The 21,668-nt window shown below is 72.7% G+C and carries 1 protein-coding gene (running past one end of the window); it reads left to right on the top strand.

Annotation, left to right across the window (positions count from 1 at the left end; genetic code table 11):
* Window positions 1-21,566, top strand: partial view of a non-ribosomal peptide synthase/polyketide synthase gene (locus tag HQ603_RS15720; RefSeq protein WP_261773932.1) — the 3' portion only. It extends 12,655 nt beyond the left edge of the window; only the last 21,566 of its 34,221 coding nucleotides appear in the window; its start codon lies beyond the left edge, outside the window; the stop codon is at window positions 21,564-21,566.
* Window positions 21,567-21,668 lie beyond the last annotated feature (102 nt).

The raw sequence follows: 21,668 nt of genomic DNA, 5'->3' as shown, positions 1-21,668 counted from the left end.
CGTCGCGTACCACCGCGCACTCGCCGCTGTTCCAGACCATCGTCTCGTACCACTCGGACGCGCAGCCGACCATCGAGCTGCCCGGCCTGTCGGTGACCCCCGGCGCGGTCGACGTCGAGTTCGCCAAGTTCGACCTGGCGTTCGAGTTCTCCGAGCGCGTCGACGAGTCCGGCGCCCCGGCCGGCATCGGCGGCTACCTCGGGTACGCCACCGACATCCTCGACGCCGACACCGTCGCGTCGATGCAGCGTCGACTGCTCGCCGTGCTCCGCGGCTTCGTCTCCGCCGACGCAGCCGCCGACGCAGCCACCGACACGGCCGGCGAGTCCGCCACGGCGGTCGGGGATCTGGAGATCCTCGACCCCGCGGAGACCGCGGAGCTCCACCCGTTCCGCGCGCCCGCCGCCGCGGATCCGGCCGTCGCGACCACCACCCTGGTCGACCTGATGGACGAGGCCGTCCGGCGCAATCCGGACGGTGTCGCCGTGGTGACCACGGACGCCACCGGCTCCCCGGTCGAGATCAGCTACGCCGACCTCGACGCACGCTCGAGCCGCCTCGCCCGCGCGCTGATCGCCCGCGGCGTCGGACCGGAAGTCCGAGTGGCCGTGGCCATCCGGCGGTCCTCCGAATCGCTGCTCGCCGAATGGGCCGTCACGCGCGCCGGCGGCGTCTTCGTGCCCGTCGACCCGAACCACCCCGCGGACCGCATCGAGCACATGCTCACCGATTCCGACTCCCGCTTCGGACTGACGACGGCGGACCGCCTCGGCGACCTGCCGACCGTCGACGGCGTCGAGTGGATCGTGCTCGGCACAGGATCGGCCGGGGGACAGGACGATCCGGCCGACGTCGTCGCGGCGTCGTCCGCGCCGCTCACCGAGACCGACCGTCGCGGACCCGTGCGCATGGACGCGGCCGCGTACGTCATCTACACCTCCGGCACCACCGGTCTGCCCAAGGGCGTCGTGGTCACCCACACGGGTCTGGCGAACCTCGCGGTGTTCCAACGCGAGCGCTACGAGGTCACCACGGCCTCCCGCGTGCTGCACTTCGCGTCGCCGAGCTTCGACGCCTCGATTCTCGAACTGCTGCTCATGCTCGGCGCGGGCGCGACGATGGCGATCGCGCCGTCGGACGTCTACGGCGGAGAGGAGTTGCGCGAGTTCCTGATCCGTCATCGGGTGACGCACGCGTTCCTCACTCCGACGGTGTTGTCCTCGCTCGACCCGACGGGTCTGGACGAGTTCCAGTGGGTGATCGCCGGCGGCGAGGCCGTCTCGCGCGACGTCGTCGCCACCTGGGCGCCCGGTCGACACCTGATCAACGGCTACGGCCCCACCGAGACCACCGTCATCGCCAACACCGCCGCGCTGACCCCCGACCGGCCCGTCGTCATCGGGCGCACCATCGACGGCGTCTCGGCGCTCGTGCTGGACCAGCGCCTGCGACCCGTTCCGGTCGGTGTCGCGGGTGAGCTCTATCTGATCGGCCCCGGCGTGACCCGCGGCTACCACGCCCGACGCGGGCTCACGGCGTCGCGCTACGTCGCCGACCCGTCGTCGTCGACCGGCTCGCGGATGTACCGCACCGGCGACGTGGTGCGGTGGGTCCAGGGTCCGGAGGGACTGCAGGCCGCCTACGTCGGCCGCTCGGACACGCAGGTCAAGGTGCGCGGTTTCCGCATCGAGCTCGGGGAGATCGACGCCGTCCTCACCGCGCACGACGACGTGGCGTTCGCCGTCACCGTCGGGCGCACCGCGCCGTCGGGTGACACCGTGCTGGTCGCGTACGTCACCGCCGCGCCCGGCGCGACGCCCGATCCGCACGCCCTCGCCGCGCACGCCGCGTCCTTCCTCGCGTCGTACATGGTCCCGTCGTCGATCGTGGTGATCGACGAGGTGCCGCTGACGCCGGTGGGCAAGCTCGACACCCGCGCGCTGCCCGAGCCGGAGTACTTCGAGCACGCGGCGGAGGGGCGCCTGCCCGCCACCGCGATCGAGCACACCGTCGCGGAGGTCTTCGCCGAGATCCTCGGCGTGGACCACGTCGGGGCCGACGACTCGTTCTTCGAGATCGGCGGCAACTCCCTGGGGGCGACGCGCGTGATCGCGCGCCTGAACTCCGCCGTCGGCGCCCGACTGGGTGTGCGCGAGATCTTCGAGAACCCCACCGTCGCCGGGCTGGCCCGACGACTCGGCGACGTGGCCGGCAGCGGTGGACGACCGCCGCTCGTGGCCCGGCCGCGCCCGGATCGCGTGCCGCTCTCGCTGGCGCAGCAGCGCATGTGGTTCGTCAACCGGCTCGACCCCGAGTCCGCGGTCTACAACATCCCGCTCGGCCTGCGGCTCACGGGTGACCTCGACGTCGACGCGCTGCGCGCGGCGCTGACCGACGTGCTGGCCCGTCACGAGTCCCTGCGGACGCGCTTCCCCGACTCGGTGGACGGCCCGTCTCAGGTGGTGCTCGACGTCGACGAGGTGGCGGCCCACGTCGACCTCGACGCCGAGATCGTCTCTGACGAGCAGGATCTGCACGGTCGCATCGTCGCCGCGGCGAGCGCCGGATTCGACGTGACGGCCGCACCGCCGGTGCGGGTGCACCTGTTCCGGGTCGGGGACGCGGCCGAGCACGTGCTCCTGCTGGTCGTCCATCACATCAGCGCGGACGGGTCGTCGATGGCTCCGCTGGCCGCGGATCTGGTGCGCGCGTACGCCGCTCGGGTGTCGGGCGGCGAGCCGGACTGGTCGCCGTTGCCGGTGCAGTACGCCGACTTCGCGCTGTGGCAGCGCGCGGTCCTCGGCGTCGAGGAGGACCCGGAGTCCCTCGCCGCCGATCAGGCGCGCTACTGGCGCGAGAACCTGGCGGGTCTGCCGGACCTGCTCGAGTTCCCGCTCGACCGGCCGCGCCCGTCGGTGCGGTCCATCGAGGGCGGCGCCGTCGAGACGACGATTCCGGCCGAGATCCAGTCCGCGCTCACCGATCTCGCGCGCGAGACCGACACGACGCTGTTCATGGTGATGCACGCGGCCTTCGCCGTGCTGCTGTCCCGGCTGTCCGGAACCGACGACGTCGCCGTGGCGACGCCCACCGCCGGACGCGGCGAGGAAGCGCTCGACGGACTCGTCGGCATGTTCGTCAACACCCTCGCGCTGCGGACCCGGGTGGACTCCGACGCGGAGTTCGACGGCGTGCTCGCCGCGACCAAGGAGACCGATCTCGGGGCGTTCTCGCACGCGGATCTGCCGTTCGAGCGGGTGGTGGAGCTGCTCGCGCCGACCCGGTCGAAGTCCTTCTCGCCGTTGGTCCAGGTGCTGCTGACGTTCCAGAACGTCGAGTACCCGTCGGTGGAGCTGCCCGCGCTGACGGTGCAGGCGGTCGACGGCGGTCTGCGCGACGCGAAGTACGACCTGGGTCTGGCGCTGCACGAGGAGTTCGGTGACGACGGCGCTCCCGCCGGCATCACCGCCCACTTCACCTACGCCACCGACATTCTCGACCATGACTCGATCGAGACGTTCGCGGAGCGGTTCCTCGCGGTGCTGCGTGCCGTCGTCACCGACCGTCGCGTGGTCGTCGGCGACATCGACATCCTCACCGATGCCGAGCGCGGCACGGTGGCCGTCGCGGCGCCGGCCGCCCCCGCCCCCGCGCTGGGGTCGGCCCTGGCCGAGCTGGAGGGGCTCTCGCTCGCGGAGCTGCTGGAGCGGGCCGCGCGGGTCAACCCCGACGGCGTCGCGATCTCGCACAACGGGTCCGACGTCACCTACGGCGCGCTGCAGCAGAAGTCGGCCGAACTGGCCGTGACCCTCGCCGCCGTCGGCGTGGGTCCGGAGGCGGCGGTGACCGTCGCCCTGTCCACCCTGCTGCCCGGCATCCTCGACGGGGCGGCGGCGGAGGGCTTCGCCGACCGGTTCTCGACCATGCTGGCGTCGGCGATCGCGGAGTCCTCGGCCGCGGACACCGGCGGCGGGGCGGCCTTCGATGCCACCCTCGCCTCGATGTTCGTCGACCGGCTCACCGCGTCGCCGGACGCGCCCGCGATCACGGTCGAGGGGACGACTCTGTCCTACGCCGAGTTCGGCGCGCGGGTGTTCGCCCTGGCCCGCGAGCTCGTCGACCGCGGCGTCGGGCCGGACGTCCATGTGGCGCTGGCCCTTCCGCGCTCCGTCGAGTTGCTCGTCGGCATGTACGCGGTGGTCGCCGCGGGCGGTGCCTACGTGCCGCTCGACCTCGAGCACCCGGCCGATCGCATCGCATACGTCGTGGGCAGTGCCCGCCCCGCGCTGGTGTTGACCACCGCCGGCAGCGGATTCACGCTGCCCGACGAGGTCTCGGACGTCCCGCTGCTCGACCTCACCACGCTCGACGTGTCGGCTCGGGACACCGCCCCGCTCACCGACGCCGACCGACGCGCACCGCTGCGACCGGACCACACCGCCTACGTCATCTACACCTCCGGCTCCACCGGTCGCCCCAAGGGCGTCGCGGTGTCGCACCGCTCGATCGTCAACCGCATCGTGTGGATGCAGGACGAGTACCGCCTCACCGAGTCGGACGTGGTGCTGCAGAAGACCCCCGCCACGTTCGACGTGTCGGTGTGGGAGTTCTTCTGGGCCCTGCAGATCGGCGCCCGCCTGGTGGTCGCCGAGCCGGGCGGACATCGCGATCCCGCCTACCTCACGCGGCTGATCGCCGCGGAGAGCGTGACCACCCTGCACTTCGTGCCGTCGATGCTGTCGGTGTTCGTCGCCGCCGCCGACCCGGAATCCCTGCGGACCCTCCGCCTGGTCTTCGCCAGCGGCGAGGCGCTCCCGCCCGCCACCGCGGCCCGGCTCTCCGGGCTGACCGACGCGGGGCTGCACAATCTCTACGGCCCCACCGAGGCCGCCGTCGACGTCACGTACCACCGGTACGTCCCGACCGACGTGGACAGCGTGCCCATCGGTCGACCCGTCGCGAACACCGATGTGCGCGTGCTGGATCAGCGGCTGCGGCCCGTTCCGCCGAACGTCGCCGGCGAGCTGTACCTGACCGGTGTCCAGCTGGCGCGGTGCTACGTCGGACGCCCCGACCTCACCGCCGACCGCTTCGTCGCCGACCCGCAGGACGCCGGCGCGCGGATGTACCGCACCGGCGACCTCGTCCGTCGTCGTCCCGACGGGGAGCTGGACTACCTCGGGCGCACCGACTTCCAGGTGAAGCTGCGCGGTCTGCGCATCGAGCTGCCCGAGATCGAGACCGCGCTGACGGATCTGGACGGGGTGTCCGAGTCGGTCGCGCTGGTGATCGACGCCGCGGGCGATCAGCACCTGGTCGCGTACGTCGTGCCCGCCGCGGGCGCGGCCCTCGATCCCGCCGAGCTGACAGCCGCACTCGCGGATCGGTTGCCCGAGTACATGGTTCCGGACGTCGTCCTGCTCCTGGACGCGCTCCCGGTGACCGCCAACGGCAAGCTCGATCGTCGTGCCCTGCCGCAGCCGGAGTTCGGCGTGTCGACGGCGGAGTACGTCGAGCCGCGCACCGAGACCGAGCGCGCGGTCGCCACGGTCTTCGCCGAGGTGACCGGAGCCGAGCGCGTCGGCGCGCTGGACTCGTTCTTCGAGATCGGCGGCACCTCGCTCGGCGCCACCCGCGTCGCGGCGCGCGTGTCGGCGTCCCTCGGCGTCGCGCTGACCGTGCGGGAGGTCTTCGATCACCCGACCGTGGCCGAGGTGGCCGAGCTGATCGGCGGCCGCGACCACACCGGCGCCCGCCCGGTCCTCGAACCGCAGGAGCGCGGGGAGACGATCCCGCTGTCGCTCGCGCAGCAGCGCATGTGGTTCATCAACCGCTTCGATCCCGAATCGCCCGCGTACAACCTGCCGCTCGCGGTGCGGGTCACGGGCGCGCTCGACGTGGCCGCCATGCGGGCGGCGCTGCGCGACGTCCTCGACCGCCACGAATCGCTGCGCACGGTGTTCCCGGACGCGGCGGACGGGCCGCACCAGGTGATCCGCCCGACCGACGAGGTCGCTCCCGACCTCGCGGTGGAGACGGTCGCCGACGAGAGCGCACTGATCGCCCGGATGCGGGAGTTGGCGCTCACCGGCTTCGACGTCACCGAGTCGGTGCCGCTGCGGGTCGCCCTGTTCGCCGTCGCGGGCAGTGGTGACAGCGCTGACAGCGGCGAGAACGGCGGGAACGGCGGGGACGGCGAGAACGGCGAGAACACCGAGCACGTCCTCATGCTCGTCGCGCACCACATCAGCGCGGACGGCGCGTCGATGACGCCGCTGTTCACGGACGTCTTCACCGCCTATCTCGCGCGGGTCGAGGGGCAGGCGCCACAGTGGGCTCCGCTGGCGGTGCAGTACGCGGACTTCGCGATCTGGCAGCGCCGAGTTCTGGGCGACGAGTCCGATCCGACGTCGGTGGCGGCGCAGCAGATCGACCACTGGCGCCGCGCGCTCGACGGTCTGCCCGAGGCGATCGACCTGCCCACGGACCGCCCACGGCCGGCCGTGCAGTCGCTGCGCGGAGCCACGCACGGGTTCACCGTCGACGCCGACACGCACGCGGCATTGGCGGACATCGCTCGCGCACACGACGTCTCGCTGTTCATGGTGGTCCACGCGGCCCTGTCCGTGCTGCTCGAACGACTCTCCGGCAGCGACGACGTCGCCGTCGGCACGCCGGTCGCCGGTCGCGGCGACGCGGAACTCGACCCGCTGGTGGGCATGTTCGTCAACACCCTGGTGTTGCGGGCGCACGTCGACGCGGACATCCGATTCGTCGATCTGCTGGCGCAGGTGCGCGAGACGGACCTGTCGGCGTTCGGCAACGCGGACATCCCGTTCGAGCGGCTGGTCGAGGTGCTGAAGGTGCCGCGATCGACCGCGCACCAGCCGCTGTTCCAGGTGGCGTTGGCGTTCAACAACACCGAGCGTCCCGACTTCGCGCTGCCCGGCCTGGGCATCGCGCCCATCGAGACGTCGCTCGAGGCCGCCAAGTTCGATCTGCAGCTCTCCCTCGGAGAGAACGTCGACGCGGACGGCCGCCCCGCCGGCCTCGAAGCGTCCTTCGACTACGCCACCGATCTGTTCGACGACCGCACGGTGGCGTCGTTCGCGGACCGCTTCCTGCGCATCCTCGCGACGGTGACCGTCGATCCCACCGCGGTGGTGGGCGACATCGAGATCCTCGATGCCGACGAGCGCCGCACGCTGGCTCCCGTGCGCGGCGGCGCGAGCGTTCCCGGCCGCACGCTGGCGGAGCTCCTGGCCGCCGGCGCGGCGATCGACCCGTCGGCCGACGCGGTGACCTTCCGCGGCGAGACGATGACCTACCGCGAGCTCGACGACGCGTCGACGGCGTTGGCGCGCAGGTTGATCGACACCGGGGTGGGCCCGGAGCAGTTCGTCGCGCTGGTGGTGACTCGCTCGCTGGAGTCGATCCTGGGCATCTGGGCGGTGGCCAAGACCGGCGCTGCCTATCTGCCGGTCAACCCCGAGTACCCGGCCGAGCGCATCGAGGAGATGCTGCGCGATTCCGGCGCGGTCCTCGCCCTCACCACGGCCGAGCACGCCGCCGTGCTGCCCGCCGACGTGCCGACGGTGGACCTCACCGCCGCCCTGACCGCACCGGACGGAGCGAACACCGCTCCCGTCACCGACGCGGACCGCACCGCCGTGCTGCGCCGCGAACACCCGGCCTACCTGATCTACACGTCCGGGTCGACGGGCAAGCCGAAGGGCGTCGTCGTCACCCACGGCGGGCTGGCCAACCTGGCGACCGACGTCCGCGAGCACTACGACGTCTCGCCCGAGTCGCGGTTCCTGCACGTGGCGTCGCCGAGCTTCGACACCTCCGTCGGCGAGCTCCTCGCCTGCTTCACGGCCGGCGCGACGCTCGTGGTGGCCCCGAACGACGTCTTCGGCGGCGACGAGTTGGCGGCCCTGATCGCGCGGGAGTCGGTGACCAACGTGGTCATGACCCCGACGGCGCTCATGACGGTCGACCCGACCGGACTGGACACCGTGCGGTCGGTCGTCGTGGGCGGCGACGTGTGCCCGCCCGAGCTGGCCACCCGGTGGTCCGGGAAGCTCCGGAACGCCTACGGCCCCACCGAGACCACGGTGATCGTCACCATCACCCCGGCGCTGTCGCACGGCGACGCGGTCACCATCGGCTCGCCGCTGCGCGGGGTGTCGGCGCTGATTCTCGACGCGCGGCTCCGGCCGGTGCCGCGCGGGGTGCGCGGCGATCTCTACCTGGCCGGTCCGGGCCTGGCCCGCGGGTATCACGAGCGCCCGAGCGTCACGGCCGAGCGCTTCGTCGCCAACCCGTACGGCGAGCCCGGTGAGCGGATGTACCGCACCGGCGACGTGGTGCGCTGGAGCGGTCGGCACGACGTGCCCGCCGATTCGGTGGAGTACGTGGGCCGCAGCGACTTCCAGGTGAAGGTGCGCGGTTTCCGCGTGGAGCTCGGCGAGATCGACGCGGTGCTCTCCGCGGACGACCGCGTCGAGTTCGCCGTCACCGTCGGCGCTCCGGGCCCGGACGGCGACACCGCCCTGGCCGCCTACGTCCTGCCCGCCGCGGGCGCGGTGATCGCTCCCGAGGACATGACGGCCGTGGTGGCCGAACACCTTCCGGCGCACATGGTGCCGTCCGCGGTGATCGTGCTCGACGAGATCCCGCTGACGCCGATCGGCAAGCTGGATCGGCGCGCGCTGCCGGAGCCCGAGTTCGTCACCACCAGAGCCGAGTACCGCGCTCCCACCACCGATCTGGAGCGCGCACTGGCGGGCGTCTTCGAGGACGTCCTCGGTCTCGACCGGGTGAGCGTCGACGAGAGCTTCTTCGAGCTCGGCGGCAACTCGCTGTCCGCGACGCGCGTCGTCTCCCGGGCGGGCGCCGTCGTCGGCTCGCGGGTCGGGGTCCGCGAACTCTTCGAGGCTCCCTCCGTCGCCGAGCTGGCCGCGGCCCTCGCGGACCGCGCCGCCGACACCACGGCCCGACCGGTGCTCGGCCGCGTGCCGCGCGGCGAGCGAATCCCGTTGTCGCTGGCGCAGTCCCGCATGTGGTTCCTCAACCGCTTCGATCCGGACAGTGCGGCGTACAACATTCCCCTCGCGGTGAAGATGGTCGGCGCGTTGGACGTCGACGTGCTCACCACCGCCGTGGCGGACGTCCTCGAGCGGCACGAGTCGCTCCGCACCGTCTACCCGGACACCGCCGACGGTCCCGTGCAGGTGATCCTGCCCGCGGCCGACGTCGCGCCGGACCTGACGCCGGTCGACGTCACCGAGGACGCCCTGCCCGGACACCTGTACGAGCTGGCGACCGGCGGCTTCGACGTCACGGCCGCGGTGCCGGTGCGCGTGCGGCTCTACCGCACCGCCGCCGACACCTACGTGCTGGCACTCGTGGTGCACCACGTCTCCGCCGACGGCGAGTCGATGGCGCCCTTCGTCCGCGACGTCACCACGGCCTACGTGGCGCGCGCCGCCGGGCAGGCCCCGCAGTTCGCTCCGCTGGCCGTGCAGTACGCCGACTACGCCGTCTGGCAGCGGCAGGTGCTCGGCGACGAGAACGACCCGTCGTCGGTCCTCAACGCGCAGGTGTCCTTCTGGCGCCGCGCGCTGGCGAACGCGCCGGATCAGCTCGAGCTGCCGACCGACCGTCCCCGCCCGCCGGTGCAGTCGCTGCACGGCAAGCGCGTCGAGTTCGCGCTGTCCGCGGACGCGCACCGCGGCCTCGAGGCCGTCGCACGCGCCCACGGCGCCAGTACGTTCATGGCCGCGCACGCCGCGTTCGCGGTGCTGCTGGCGCGGCTGTCCGGGACCACCGACATCGCCGTGGGCACCCCGATCGCCGGTCGCGGCGAGGAGGCACTCGAGGGCGTCGTCGGCATGTTCGTCAACACCCTCGCGCTGCGCACGCAGGTCGACCTCGGGGCGTCGTTCGGCGGCGTCCTGGACTCGGTGAAGGACACGGACCTCGCGGCGTTCTCGCACGCCGACGTGCCGTTCGAGCGCCTGGTCGAGGTGCTCAACCCCGTGCGCTCCACGGCGCGCCACCCGTTCTTCCAGGTGGGCCTGTCCTTCCAGAACATCGAGCGCGGTGAGCTGGCCCTGCCGGATCTGCGCATCGAGGCGCTCGACGTCGAGGGCGACAACGCCCAGTTCGACCTGCACCTGATCCTGTCGGACTTCTACGACGACGGCGTCGCGGCCGGCATGTCGGCGATCTTCACCTACGCCACGGATCTGTTCGACGAGTCGACGGTGCGCGACGTCGCCGACCGCTTCGTGCGGCTGGTGGACGCGATCGTCGCCGATCCGGATGCGCTGGTGGGCGACCTGCCGATGCTCTCGGCCGACGAGACGCGCGCGGTGCTGCAGGAGCGCAACGCCACGGACGTCGACCTGCCGCCCGCCACCCTGGCGAGCCTGTTCGACGACGCCGTCGCGGCGCACCCGGAGCAGACCGCGATCGTGTTCGAGGACACCGAACTGACCTACGCCGAGTTCGCCGCACGGGTGCATTCCGTGGCGGCGCGGCTGATCGAGGACGGCCTCGGCACCGAGGACGTCGTGGGTCTGGCGTTCGAGCGGTCCGTGGAACTGCTGGTCGGCATGTACGCGGTCGCGGTCGCGGGAGCGGTCTATCTGCCGATCGATCCGGACCACCCCGCCGAGCGCACGGCGTACGTGCTCGAGACGGCGCGGCCCGCCGTCGTGCTGACCTCGTCCGCCCGCCCGGTGAACCTGCCCGCGGACGTGCGGACGCTCGACGTGGACACCGTGCCCGTGACGGACACACGCGTGACCGACGCGATCCGCGTGCGCCCCCTGCGCAGCGACAACACCGCCTACCTGATCTTCACGTCCGGCTCGACGGGACGGCCCAAGGGTGTGGCGATCTCGCACGGCGCCATCGCGAACCAGTTGCGCTGGAAGCAGTTCGAGTACCCGCTGACCACCGACGACGCCGTGCTGCAGCGCACGCCGGCGACCTTCGACCTGTCGGTGTGGGAGTTCTGGTGGGCGCCGACCGTCGGCGCGACGCTCGTCGTCGCCAAGCCCGAGGGACACCGCGACCCGGTGTATCTCGCGAACCTCGTGCACGACCGACGCATCACGACGACGCACTTCGTGCCGTCGCTGCTCGCGTCGTTCCTCGCCGTGGCCGACCCCGCCCGGCTGACCTCGCTGCGCCGCATCCTCGCGATCGGCGAGGCGCTGACCCCGGACACCGTGCGGCGGGTGTTCGAGGTGTTCGGCGACGGATCCGCCTCCCGTGCACCGCAGGTCGAGCTCCACAACCTCTACGGACCCACGGAGGCCGCCGTGTCGATCACGCACCATCCGGTGTCGCCGACCGAGCAGTCGGCGTACTCGTCCGTGCCGATCGGACGTCCCGAGTGGAACAGCCGCGTCTACGTGCTCGACGACCGTCTGCACCCGGTTCCGGTCGGGGTGACGGGTGAGCTCTATCTCGCGGGAGATCAGCTGGCCCGCGGGTACGTCGATCGCCCGGATCTCACCAGCGAGCGGTTCGTCGCGGATCCCTTCGCGGCGAGCCTCGGCGCTCCGGGTACGCGGATGTACCGCACCGGCGACCTCGTCCGCTGGAGCCGCGCCGCCGACGGGTCGGGTCGCTCGGAGCTGCTCTACGTGGGCCGCAGCGACTTCCAGGTGAAGGTGCGCGGTTTCCGCATCGAGCTCGAGGAGATCGAGCGGGCGCTGCTCGCGCACGACGACGTCGACTCCGCCGTCGTCGCGGTCCGCGGCGACCAGCGGACCGGCGATCAGTTGGTGGGCTACGTGGTGCCGCGCGGCGGTGCCGTCGTGGACACGGCGGCCCTGCTGGAGTTCGTGGGTCGGCGCGTGCCGACGTACATGGTGCCCGCCACCGTCGTCGTCCTCGACGCGATGCCGCTCAACGTCAACGGCAAGCTGGACCGAAAGGCCCTGCCGGAGCCCGAGTTCGAGCTCGGCGGCGGCGAGTACCGCGCCCCGCGCACCCCCGTCGAGGACGTGGTGGCGTCGGTGTTCGCGGACGTCCTCGGCACCGACCGGGTGGGTCTCGACGACAGCTTCTTCGCGCTCGGGGGCAACTCCCTCAGCGCGACGCGCGTGGTCGCACGGATCAACGAGGCCCTCGGCGTCGACCTCGGGGTGCGCGAGCTCTTCGAGGCGCCCACCGTCGGCGGTCTCGCGTCGCGCGCCGAGCACTCGGGCGGTTCGGGGACGGCCCGTCCGGCCCTGACCGCGCAGCATCGTCCCGCGCGAATCCCGTTGTCCACGGCGCAGTCCCGGATGTGGTTCGTCAACCAGTTCGACACGTCGTCGGCCGCGTACAACATCCCGATGGTCATCCGGCTCACCGGCACGCTCGACGTCGACGCCCTGCGCGCCGCCGTCGAGGACGTGATCGACCGGCACGAGTCGCTGCGGACCTACTACCCCGACGACGGGCACGGCCCGGTGCAGCGGATCCTCACCACCTCCGGACTCGCCGAGCAGGGTGTGCTGACCGACGTCGAGGTCGAGCACCTGCCCGACCACGAGGCGATTCTCGCGCGGGTGACCGAACTGGTCACCGGCGGATTCGACGTCGCCCAACGCGTGCCCGTGCGGGCCGGCCTGCTCAGCGCCGGACCCGAGGACCACGTGCTGGTCCTGGTGGTCCACCACGTCTCCGCGGACGGTGCGTCGATGGCGCCGCTGGCCCGAGACATCATGCTGGCCTACGGATCCCGCGTCGGCGGGGGCGAGCCGGGCTGGACGCCGATGGCCGTCCAGTACGCCGACTACGCCCTGTGGCAGCGCGAACTGCTCGGTGACGAGTCCGACCCCGAGTCGCTCGCCTCCCGTCAGCTCGAGTTCTGGACGCGCGAACTCGACGGGTTGCCCGACGCCCTCGACCTGCCCACCGACCGCCCGCGGCCGGCGACGCAGTCGATGCGTGGCGCCGACCACACCTTCACCATTCCCGCGGAACTGCAAGCGGCACTGGACGATCTGGCGCGTCGGAACAACGCGTCGCTGTTCATGGTGGTGCACGCGGTCCTCGCGGTGTTGCTCGCGCGCTCGTCGACCACCGACGACATCGCCGTCGGCACCGCCATCGCCGGTCGCCCCGACGAGAAGCTCGACGACGTCGTCGGCATGTTCGTCAACACCCTGGTGCTGCGGACGCAGATCGACCCGGCGGAGTCGTTCCGCGACCTGCTGGCGCGCGTGCGCAGCACGGACCTCGCGGCGTTCACCCACACCGACATCCCGTTCGAGCGGCTGGTCGAGGTGATCGCGCCCGAGCGGTCCACCGCGCACTCGCCGCTGTTCCAGGTGGCCCTGGCGCTGCAGAACAACCAGCAGGCGCGGCTCGAACTCCCCGGCCTCACCGTCGAGGGACTCGAGGGCGGCACCGGCACCTCGAAGTTCGACCTCCAGCTTTCGCTCGCCGAGAACGTGGGCGAGGACCGGTCGCCCGCCGGGATCGACGCCGTCATCACCTACGCCACGGACCTGTTCGACGCCGACACCGTCGCGCGGCTCGGGGACCGACTGGTGTGGCTCTTCGAGGCCGTCGTCGCCGACCCCACCGTCGCCGTGGGTGACATCGACCTGCTCGACGCGGACGAGCGTCGACAGCTGCTGCCGGTCCGCGGACCGGAGAACGCCGAGCCGCGCACCCTCGCCGCACTGCTGGCCGACTCCGTGGCCGCGAACCCGGACGGCGTCGCCGTCATGCTGGGCGACGAGCGGGTCACCTACCGCGAACTCGACACGCGCGCAGCCCGTCTCGCCCGCGTGCTCGTCGACCGCGGCGTGACGGCGGAGACCGTGGTGGCCTCCGCGCTGCCGCGCTCCGTGCACTCGGTCGTGGCCTTCCGGGCCGTCGCCAAGGCCGGCGGCGCCGTGGTGCCCGTCGACCCGGGCTACCCGTCGGACCGCATCGAGTACATGGTCTCCGACTCCGGGGCGACCGTGGGCCTGACGCTCGCGTCGTCCGTCGACACCCTGCCGGACTCGGCGCGCTGGATCGCGCTCGACGACCCCGACACCGTCGCCGAGATCGAGGCCGCCGACCCGCTCACCGCGCCGGCGCGCGCGACGCGTCTCACCGACGCGGCGTACATGATCTACACGTCCGGCTCGACCGGACGGCCCAAGGGCGTCGTCGTCACGCACACGGGCCTGGCCAACGTCGTCGTCGAACAGCGCGAGCGCATGGGCCTGACCCCCGAGTCGCGGGTGCTGCACTTCGCCTCGCCGAGCTTCGACGCGTCGGTCTTCGAGATCCTCATGGCGGTCGCCGCGGCGTCGACCATGGTGATCGCCCCGACGTCGATCATCGGCGGCGAGGACCTGGTCCACCTGCTGCGCGGCGCGCACGTCACCCACGCCTTCGTCACCCCGGCCGCACTGACGACCGTCGACCCGTCCGGGCTGGACGAGCTCGCCGTCCTCGCCGTGGCCGGCGAGGCGTGCCCGCCCGAGGTCATGCGCCGCTGGGCGCCCGGCCGCCGGATGTTCAACCTGTACGGGCCCAGCGAGGCCACCATCTGGAGCACGTCGTCCGTGCCGATGTCGCCCGACCGCCCGGTCACCATCGGTGGCCCGACGCGCGGCGTGGAACTCGCGGTGCTCGACGAGCGTCTGCAGCCCGTCCCGGTCGGCGTGCCCGGCGAGCTGTACGTCGCCGGTCCGTCCGTGGCGCGGGGATATCACGACCGCGAGTCGCTGACGTCGGAACGCTTCGTCGCGGCGCCGTTCGGCGAGCCCGGGGCGCGGATGTACCGCACCGGTGACGTCGTGCGGTGGGTCGACTCCGGTGCCGACTCGTCCGCCGCCGACCTCGAGTACGTCGGCCGCAGCGACTTCCAGGTGAAGGTCCGCGGTTTCCGCATCGAGCTCGGCGAGATCGACTCGGTGCTCGGCCGCCACGACGACGTGGACTTCGCCGTCACGGTCGGACACAAGCGGTCGCAGACCGGCCAGACCGTCCTGGTCTCCTACGTCCTGCCCGTGCGCGGTCGCACCGTCGACGTCTCGGCGCTGTCCGAGCACGTCGGGGCGTCGCTGCCCGGCTACATGGTGCCGTCGTCGATCGTCGTGCTCGACCGGGTGCCGCTGACGCCCGCGGGCAAGCTCGACCGCCGGGCGCTGCCGGAACCGGTCTTCACCTCCGCCGCGGACACGTACCGCGCACCGGCGACCCCGATGGAGGAAACCCTCGCGGCCCTGTTCGCCGAGGTGCTCGGCGTCGAGCGCGTCGGCGTCGACGACTCGTTCTTCGGGCTCGGCGGCGACAGCATCGTCTCGATCCAGCTGGTCACGCGGGCGAAGGCCGCCGGCGTGGTCTTCCGTGCGCGGGACGTCTTCGAACGTCGCACCGTCGCCGCGCTCGCCGAGGTGGCCACCCTCGCCGACGACGCGGTCGTCGGCGAGACCCTTGCCGAGATCGAGGGCGGCGGCGTCGGCACGATGCCGCTCACGCCGATCATGCGCTGGCTGGTCGACACCCGCCGCGAGTACGACCGCTTCTCCCAGGCCGTGTTCCTCACGCTGCCCGAGGGTGTGACGGCCGACCCGCTGCACCGCACGGTCGCCGCGGTGCTCGATCACCACGATCAGCTCCGCACCCGCCTCGGCGCCGACGCGCTCGAGGCCCTGCCGGCCGGATCGATCGACCCGGCCGACGTGGTCACCCGCGTCGCCACCGACGCGGCGCCCGGCAGCGACGAGTTCGTCGCGCTCGCCGAGGCGGAACTCGACCGCGCGGCCGCGCGGCTCGCGCCCGCCGAGGGCCGGATGGTGCAGATCGTCTGGTTCGACCCCGCGTCCCGTGAGGCCGGCGGCACCGGCCGACTGCTGATCCTGATCCACCACCTGGTGGTCGACGGGGTCTCCTGGCGCGTCCTCGTGCCCGACTTCGCGACCGCCTGGGCGCAGGTCACCGGCGGTCAGGAGCCGTCGCTCACCGCCGTCGGCACCTCGATGCGGACCTGGGCGCACGCCCTGGTCGACGAGGCCGCGTCGGAGTCGCGGGTCGCGGAACTGGCGCACTGGCGCTCGGTCCTCGCCGACGCCGGCCCGCGGCTGGGATCGCGGCCGGTGGATCCGGCCGTGGACACGGTGTCGACGACGGACCGGTTCGAGATCGAGCTGCCCGTCCCGGTCACCGAGGCGCTGCTCGGCCCGCTGCCCGAGGCCTACCGCGGCGGCGTCAACGACGCGCTTCTCACCGCCCTCGCCCTGGCCGTCGGCGCCTGGCGCCGGAAGCGCGGACAGGACGCGGGTGCGCTGACCCTCGACCTCGAGGGCCACGGCCGCGAGGAGGATGCCGTCGGCCGCGCGGATCTCGGCCGGACCGTCGGCTGGTTCACCACCCTCTACCCGGTGCGTCTGAACGTCACCGGCGCCGACCTCGACGACGCGCTGCGCGGCGGTCCCGCCGCCGGCACGGCGATCAAGGCCGTCAAGGAGCAGCTGCTCGCCGTGCCGGAGCGCGGTATCGGCTACGGCCTGCTCCGCCACCTGAACGCGGCGACGGCCGACGAGTTGGCGGCCCTGCCGTCCCCCGAGATCGGGTTCAACTACCTCGGCCGCGTCTCCGGACCCGCCGGGGCGGACGCCGAGCAGTACGCGGCGTTCGGCTGGCAGCCCGCCTCCGACGGGGGACAGCTCGGCGGCGCGCAGGACCCCGGCATGGTGGTCCCGGCGGTGTTGTCGATCAACGCCGCGACGTCCGACACCGCGTCGGGCCCGGTGCTGACCGCGTCGTTCGCCCACGCCACCGGCGTGCTGTCCGGCGCCGACGCGCGTCGTCTCGCCGACCTGTTCGTCGACGCCGCGACGGCGTTGGCGGACCACGCCCGTCGTCCGGACGCCGGGGGCCTCACCCCGTCCGACGTGCCGCTGGTGCCGGTCACGCAGCCCGTGCTCGACCGGCTCGAGAAGCGCTACCCGACGCTCGCGGACGTGTGGTCGCTCGCGCCCCTGCAGGAGGGCATGCTCTTCCACTCGGTGCTGGCCGGCGAGGTCGGTGCCGACGGCGCGGGAACCGACGTCTACACCGCCCAGGTGGCGCTGCGTCTGACCGGATCGGTCGACATCGAGCGCATGCGTGCCGCGGCCGCGGCCCTGATCACGCGGCACCCGCACCTGCGGGCCGGCTTCGTCACCGACCCCGACGGGGCGATGGTGCAGGTGGTCGTCGACCTCGCGGACCCGGTGCACGACATCGACTTCCGGACGGTCGATCTCACGGACGCCGACCCGGCGACGCGGGACGAGACCGTCGCGACGTTGCTGCACGAGCACCGCGTCGCCCGCTTCGATCTGGCCGCGCCGCCGCTCATGCGCTTCCTCATGATCGTCACCGGCCCGTCGTCGTACGTCTTCTCGGTGAGCAACCACCACATCCTGCTCGACGGCTGGTCGATGCCGTTGATGCTCAAGGACCTGATCGTGCTGTACGCCGCCCGCGGCGACGGCTCGGTGCTGCCGCGCGTGCGGCCGTACAAGGACTTCCTGTCGTGGCTGTCGGAGCGGGACTTCGCGGCGGCGACCACGGCGTGGACCCACGCGCTGGACGGGCTGGACGAGCCGACGCTGCTCGCGCCGACCCTGCCCGCCGAGGGCGTGGACGTGGTCCCGGCCGAGCTGGACGTCGTGCTGCCCGACGGCGTCTCCGACGCGCTGTCGGCGGTGGCGCGCGAACGCGGCGTCACCATGAACACGATCGTGCAGGCGGCCTGGGGCATCCTGCTCGCGCGCACCGTGGCGTCCGAGGACGTCGTCTTCGGCGCGACCGTGTCCGGCCGCCCGCCGGAGATCAGCGGCATCGAGTCGATGCTCGGCCTGTTCATCACCACCATCCCGGTGCGGGTGCGCCTCGACGAGGACGAGTCCGTCCACGCTCTGCTCGAGCGCATCCAGTCCGAGCAGGCCGACCTGATCGAGCACCACTTCCTGGGGTTGCCGCGCATCCAGCAGGCGGTGGGCACGGCGGGTCTGTTCGACACGCTGACGGTGTTCGAGTCGTACCCGATCGAGAGCGCCGGGATCGACGAGACCACCGACATCGACGGCATGCAGTTCGCCGGCGCCGACGTCGAGGACGCGTCGCACTATCCGCTGACCGTGCTCGCGCACACCGACACCGCGCTGCACGTGACGCTGAAGTACGTGCCCGCGATCCTCGGTGAGGCCCGCGTGACGGCCATCGCGGCCCGCCTCGGCCGCATCCTCGAGGCCGTCGCGACCCGCGGATCCGCGTCCGTCGGCGAGATCGACGTGCTGTCCGCCGCCGAGCGTCGGGCGGTGCTCGAGGAGTGGAACGACACGCGCCACGAGGTTCCGACGACGACCGTCGCCGACCTGCTGGCCGACCGCGTCCGACGGTCGCCCGACGCCGTCGCCGTCGAGTTCGCCGGTGAGTCCCTGACCTACACCGAGTTCGGGGCTCGCGTCGCGCAGGTGGCGCGCGGGCTCGTCGACCGCGGCGTCGGACCCGACGACCGGGTCGGCGTCTCGTTGCCGCGCTCGATCGACCTGCTGGTGGCCCTCGCCGCCGTCACGACGGCCGGAGCGGCCTACGTGCCGATCGACCCGGACAACCCGGAGGCGCGCACCCGTGCGGTGCTCGCCGCGTCGTCGCCGCGGTGCGTGATCGCGGCCGCCGGGACGACCGCGCCGGAGGGGATCGCCGACGTGGAGTACGTCGACGTCGCCTCGCTGGCCGACGGCCGGTCCGGTGCGGCGCTGACGGACGCCGATCGACGCGGCGTCGTGCGACCGGACTCGCTGGCATACGTGCTGTTCACCTCCGGATCGACCGGCGTGCCCAAGGGCGTCGAGGTGACGCAGGGCGCGCTGGTCAACCAGCTGCTCTGGCTGATCGACGAGTTCGCGCTCGACGAGTCGGACGTGGTGCTGCAGAAGACGCCGTTCACCTTCGACGCGTCGGTGTGGGAGCTCTTCGCCCCGTCCGTCGTCGGTGCCCGCACCGTCGTCGCCGAGCCGGACGGTCACCGCGACCCCGCCTACATGGCGCGGATCGTGGCCGATCGCGGTGTCACCGTGGTGCAGTTCGTGCCGTCGGTGCTCTCGCTCTTCGTCGACGCCGCGGCCGAACTCGGACCGGACACCCTGCGTTCGCTGCGGGCCGTGTTCTCCGGCGGCGAGGCGCTGACCGCGGCGCTCACCGAGCGGGTGCACCGCGTCACCGATGCGCGGGTGGTCAACCTGTACGGCCCCACCGAGGTGACCGTCGACGCGACCAGCTTCGACGCCGTCGGGGTCGACGGCAGCGTGGCGCTCGTCGCCGGACCGGCCATGCCGATCGGCCACCCGGCCTGGAACGTCACCGCGCGGGTGCTCGACCACCGACTGCGCCCGGTCGCCCCGGGGGCGGCGGGCGAGCTGTACCTGGCCGGCGACCAGCTGGCCCGCGGGTACGCGGCGCGTGCCGACCTCACCTCCGAGCGGTTCGTCGCGGATCCGTTCGGCGGTGCGGGCGAGCGCCTGTACCGCACCGGTGACCTGGTGCGCTGGACCGACGACGGCGAGCTCGAGTTCGTCGGCCGCGTCGACTTCCAGGTGAAGCTGCGCGGTCTGCGCGTCGAGCTCGAGGAGATCGAGTCCGTGCTCGCCGGTCACCCCGACGTGGCGCAGGCCGCGGTGGTGGTCCACGAGATCGGCGCGGCGAGCGTGCTCGCCGGGTACGTGGTGCCGCGCGCCGGAGCCACCGTCGACGTCGCGTCGGTGACCGACGCCGCCGCCCGGGTGCTGCCCGGGTACATGGTTCCCGACGTCGTCACCGTCCTGGACGCGTTCCCGTCGACGGCGAGCGGCAAGACCGATCGCCGCGCGTTGCCGGTGCCGGAGCTGTCCGCCGGGCAGTACCGCGCGCCGTCGACCCCGACGGAGATCACGGTGGCAGGGGTCGTCGCCGAGGTCCTCGGCATCGACCGTGTCGGTGCGGACGACTCGTTCTTCGACCTCGGCGGCGACTCCATCGTGTCGATGCAGCTGGTGGCACGGGCCCGCGCCGCGGGCGTGGCGTTCACCGCACGCGAGGTGTTCGAGCTGAGGACGGTCTCGGCCATCGCCGCGGCCGTCGATGCGCGCGGACCCGGCTCGTCGGCGACCGTGGCGGACGACGGTGTCGGCATCGCCCCGCTCTCGCCCGTCGCGGAGAAGATGGTCGAGCGCGGCGGTGACTGGTCCGGCTTCGTCATGCCGCTCATGCTCACGCTGCCCGCGGGAGTCACGGCCAACGCGCTGACCACGGTGCTGTCCGCGGTGGTCGAGCGGCACGACGTGCTGCGGGCGCGGGTGGACGTCGCCGGTCGTGCGCTGGTGGTGCCGCCGGCGAGCGAGTACGACCTCGCCTCCCGGATCCGGCGCATCCCGCTGGCCTCCGGGTCCGAGCCGGGGACCGACGGCTACGCCGACGTGCTGCGGCGCGAGTTCGACGCCGCGATGGCGCGGCTCGACCCGGAACGCGGCGACATGCTCGAGCTGCTGTGGTTCGCCCCGGAGGACGACGCCGCGGCGGGTCGTCTGCTGGTCCTGCCGCACCACCTGGTGATCGACTCGGTCTCGTGGCGCATCCTCGTCACGGACCTCGTCACCGCCGGCGTGGCCGTGTCGTCCGGACAGGTCCCGAGCCTCGCTCCCGTCGACACCTCCTGGCGGACCTGGAGCACCGAACTGGTGCGTCGGGCCGCCGCGCGGCGCGGAGAGCTGGACTACTGGCGGTCCGTGCTCCGCGCCGACGACCCGACCCTCGGGCGTCGTCGCCTCGACCCGGCCGTCGACACCGCCGACCGGTTGACCCGCACCACCGTCGTCGTTCCCGACGAGGTGTCGGAAGCTCTGCTGTCGCCGCGGGGAGCCGAGTCGGCCACCACCGCCGAGGTGCTGGTCGCAGCCCTGTCCGTCGCGGTGGCGGCGTGGCGGGCCGAGCGAGGCGAGACGGCGGCGGCGCCGCTGCTCACGCTGGAGGGCCACGGTCGCGAAGAGGCCGTGGTGCCGGGGTCCGACCTGGCTCGCACGGTCGGCTGGTTCACCACGATGTACCCGGCTCGGGTCGACCTGTCCGGCCTCGACCCGGCTGCGGTCGTCGACGGTCGAGCGGCCGGGGACGACGTGGTGGAGCGGACACGGTCGAGCTTCGCGACCGTGCCCGATCACGGCATCGGCTACGGCATGCTGCGGTATCTCGACGACCCGTCCGCGGCCACGTTGCGTGAGTTCGCGGAACCGCAGATCGTGTTCAACTACATCGGACGCGTGGCCGAGACGGGCGTGCCCGAGGAGTTGCGCGGATCGGCGTGGTTGCCGGACTTCGACACCCCGGACCTGACCGACGTGGCGCGCAACCGCATGCCGGCTCAGGCCGAGCTGGACATCCAGTCCATGGCGGAGACGGACGAGGCGGGCTCCCGCATCAAGGCGTTCCTGTCGTTCCCGCCGGACGTGTTCGAGGAGGACGAGGTGAATGCGTTGACGCAGAAGTGGTTGGCCGCGTTGGCCGTCCTCGCCGGCCGCCGGACGTAGAAGCGCACGACCAGCACCCCGAACCGCACTGCGGTTCGGGGTGCTCGTGCATGGGGGTCGGGCCCCGGCGGTCAGGGGCTGCCGGGGCCCGACCCCCATGCA

The sequence above is a fragment of the Rhodococcoides corynebacterioides genome, from assembly GCF_019834675.1.
GTDB lineage: Bacteria > Actinomycetota > Actinomycetes > Mycobacteriales > Mycobacteriaceae > Rhodococcoides > Rhodococcoides corynebacterioides_A.
Note: the sequence above shows the minus strand (reverse complement) of the source record. Positions and strands in the feature narration are given on the sequence as shown.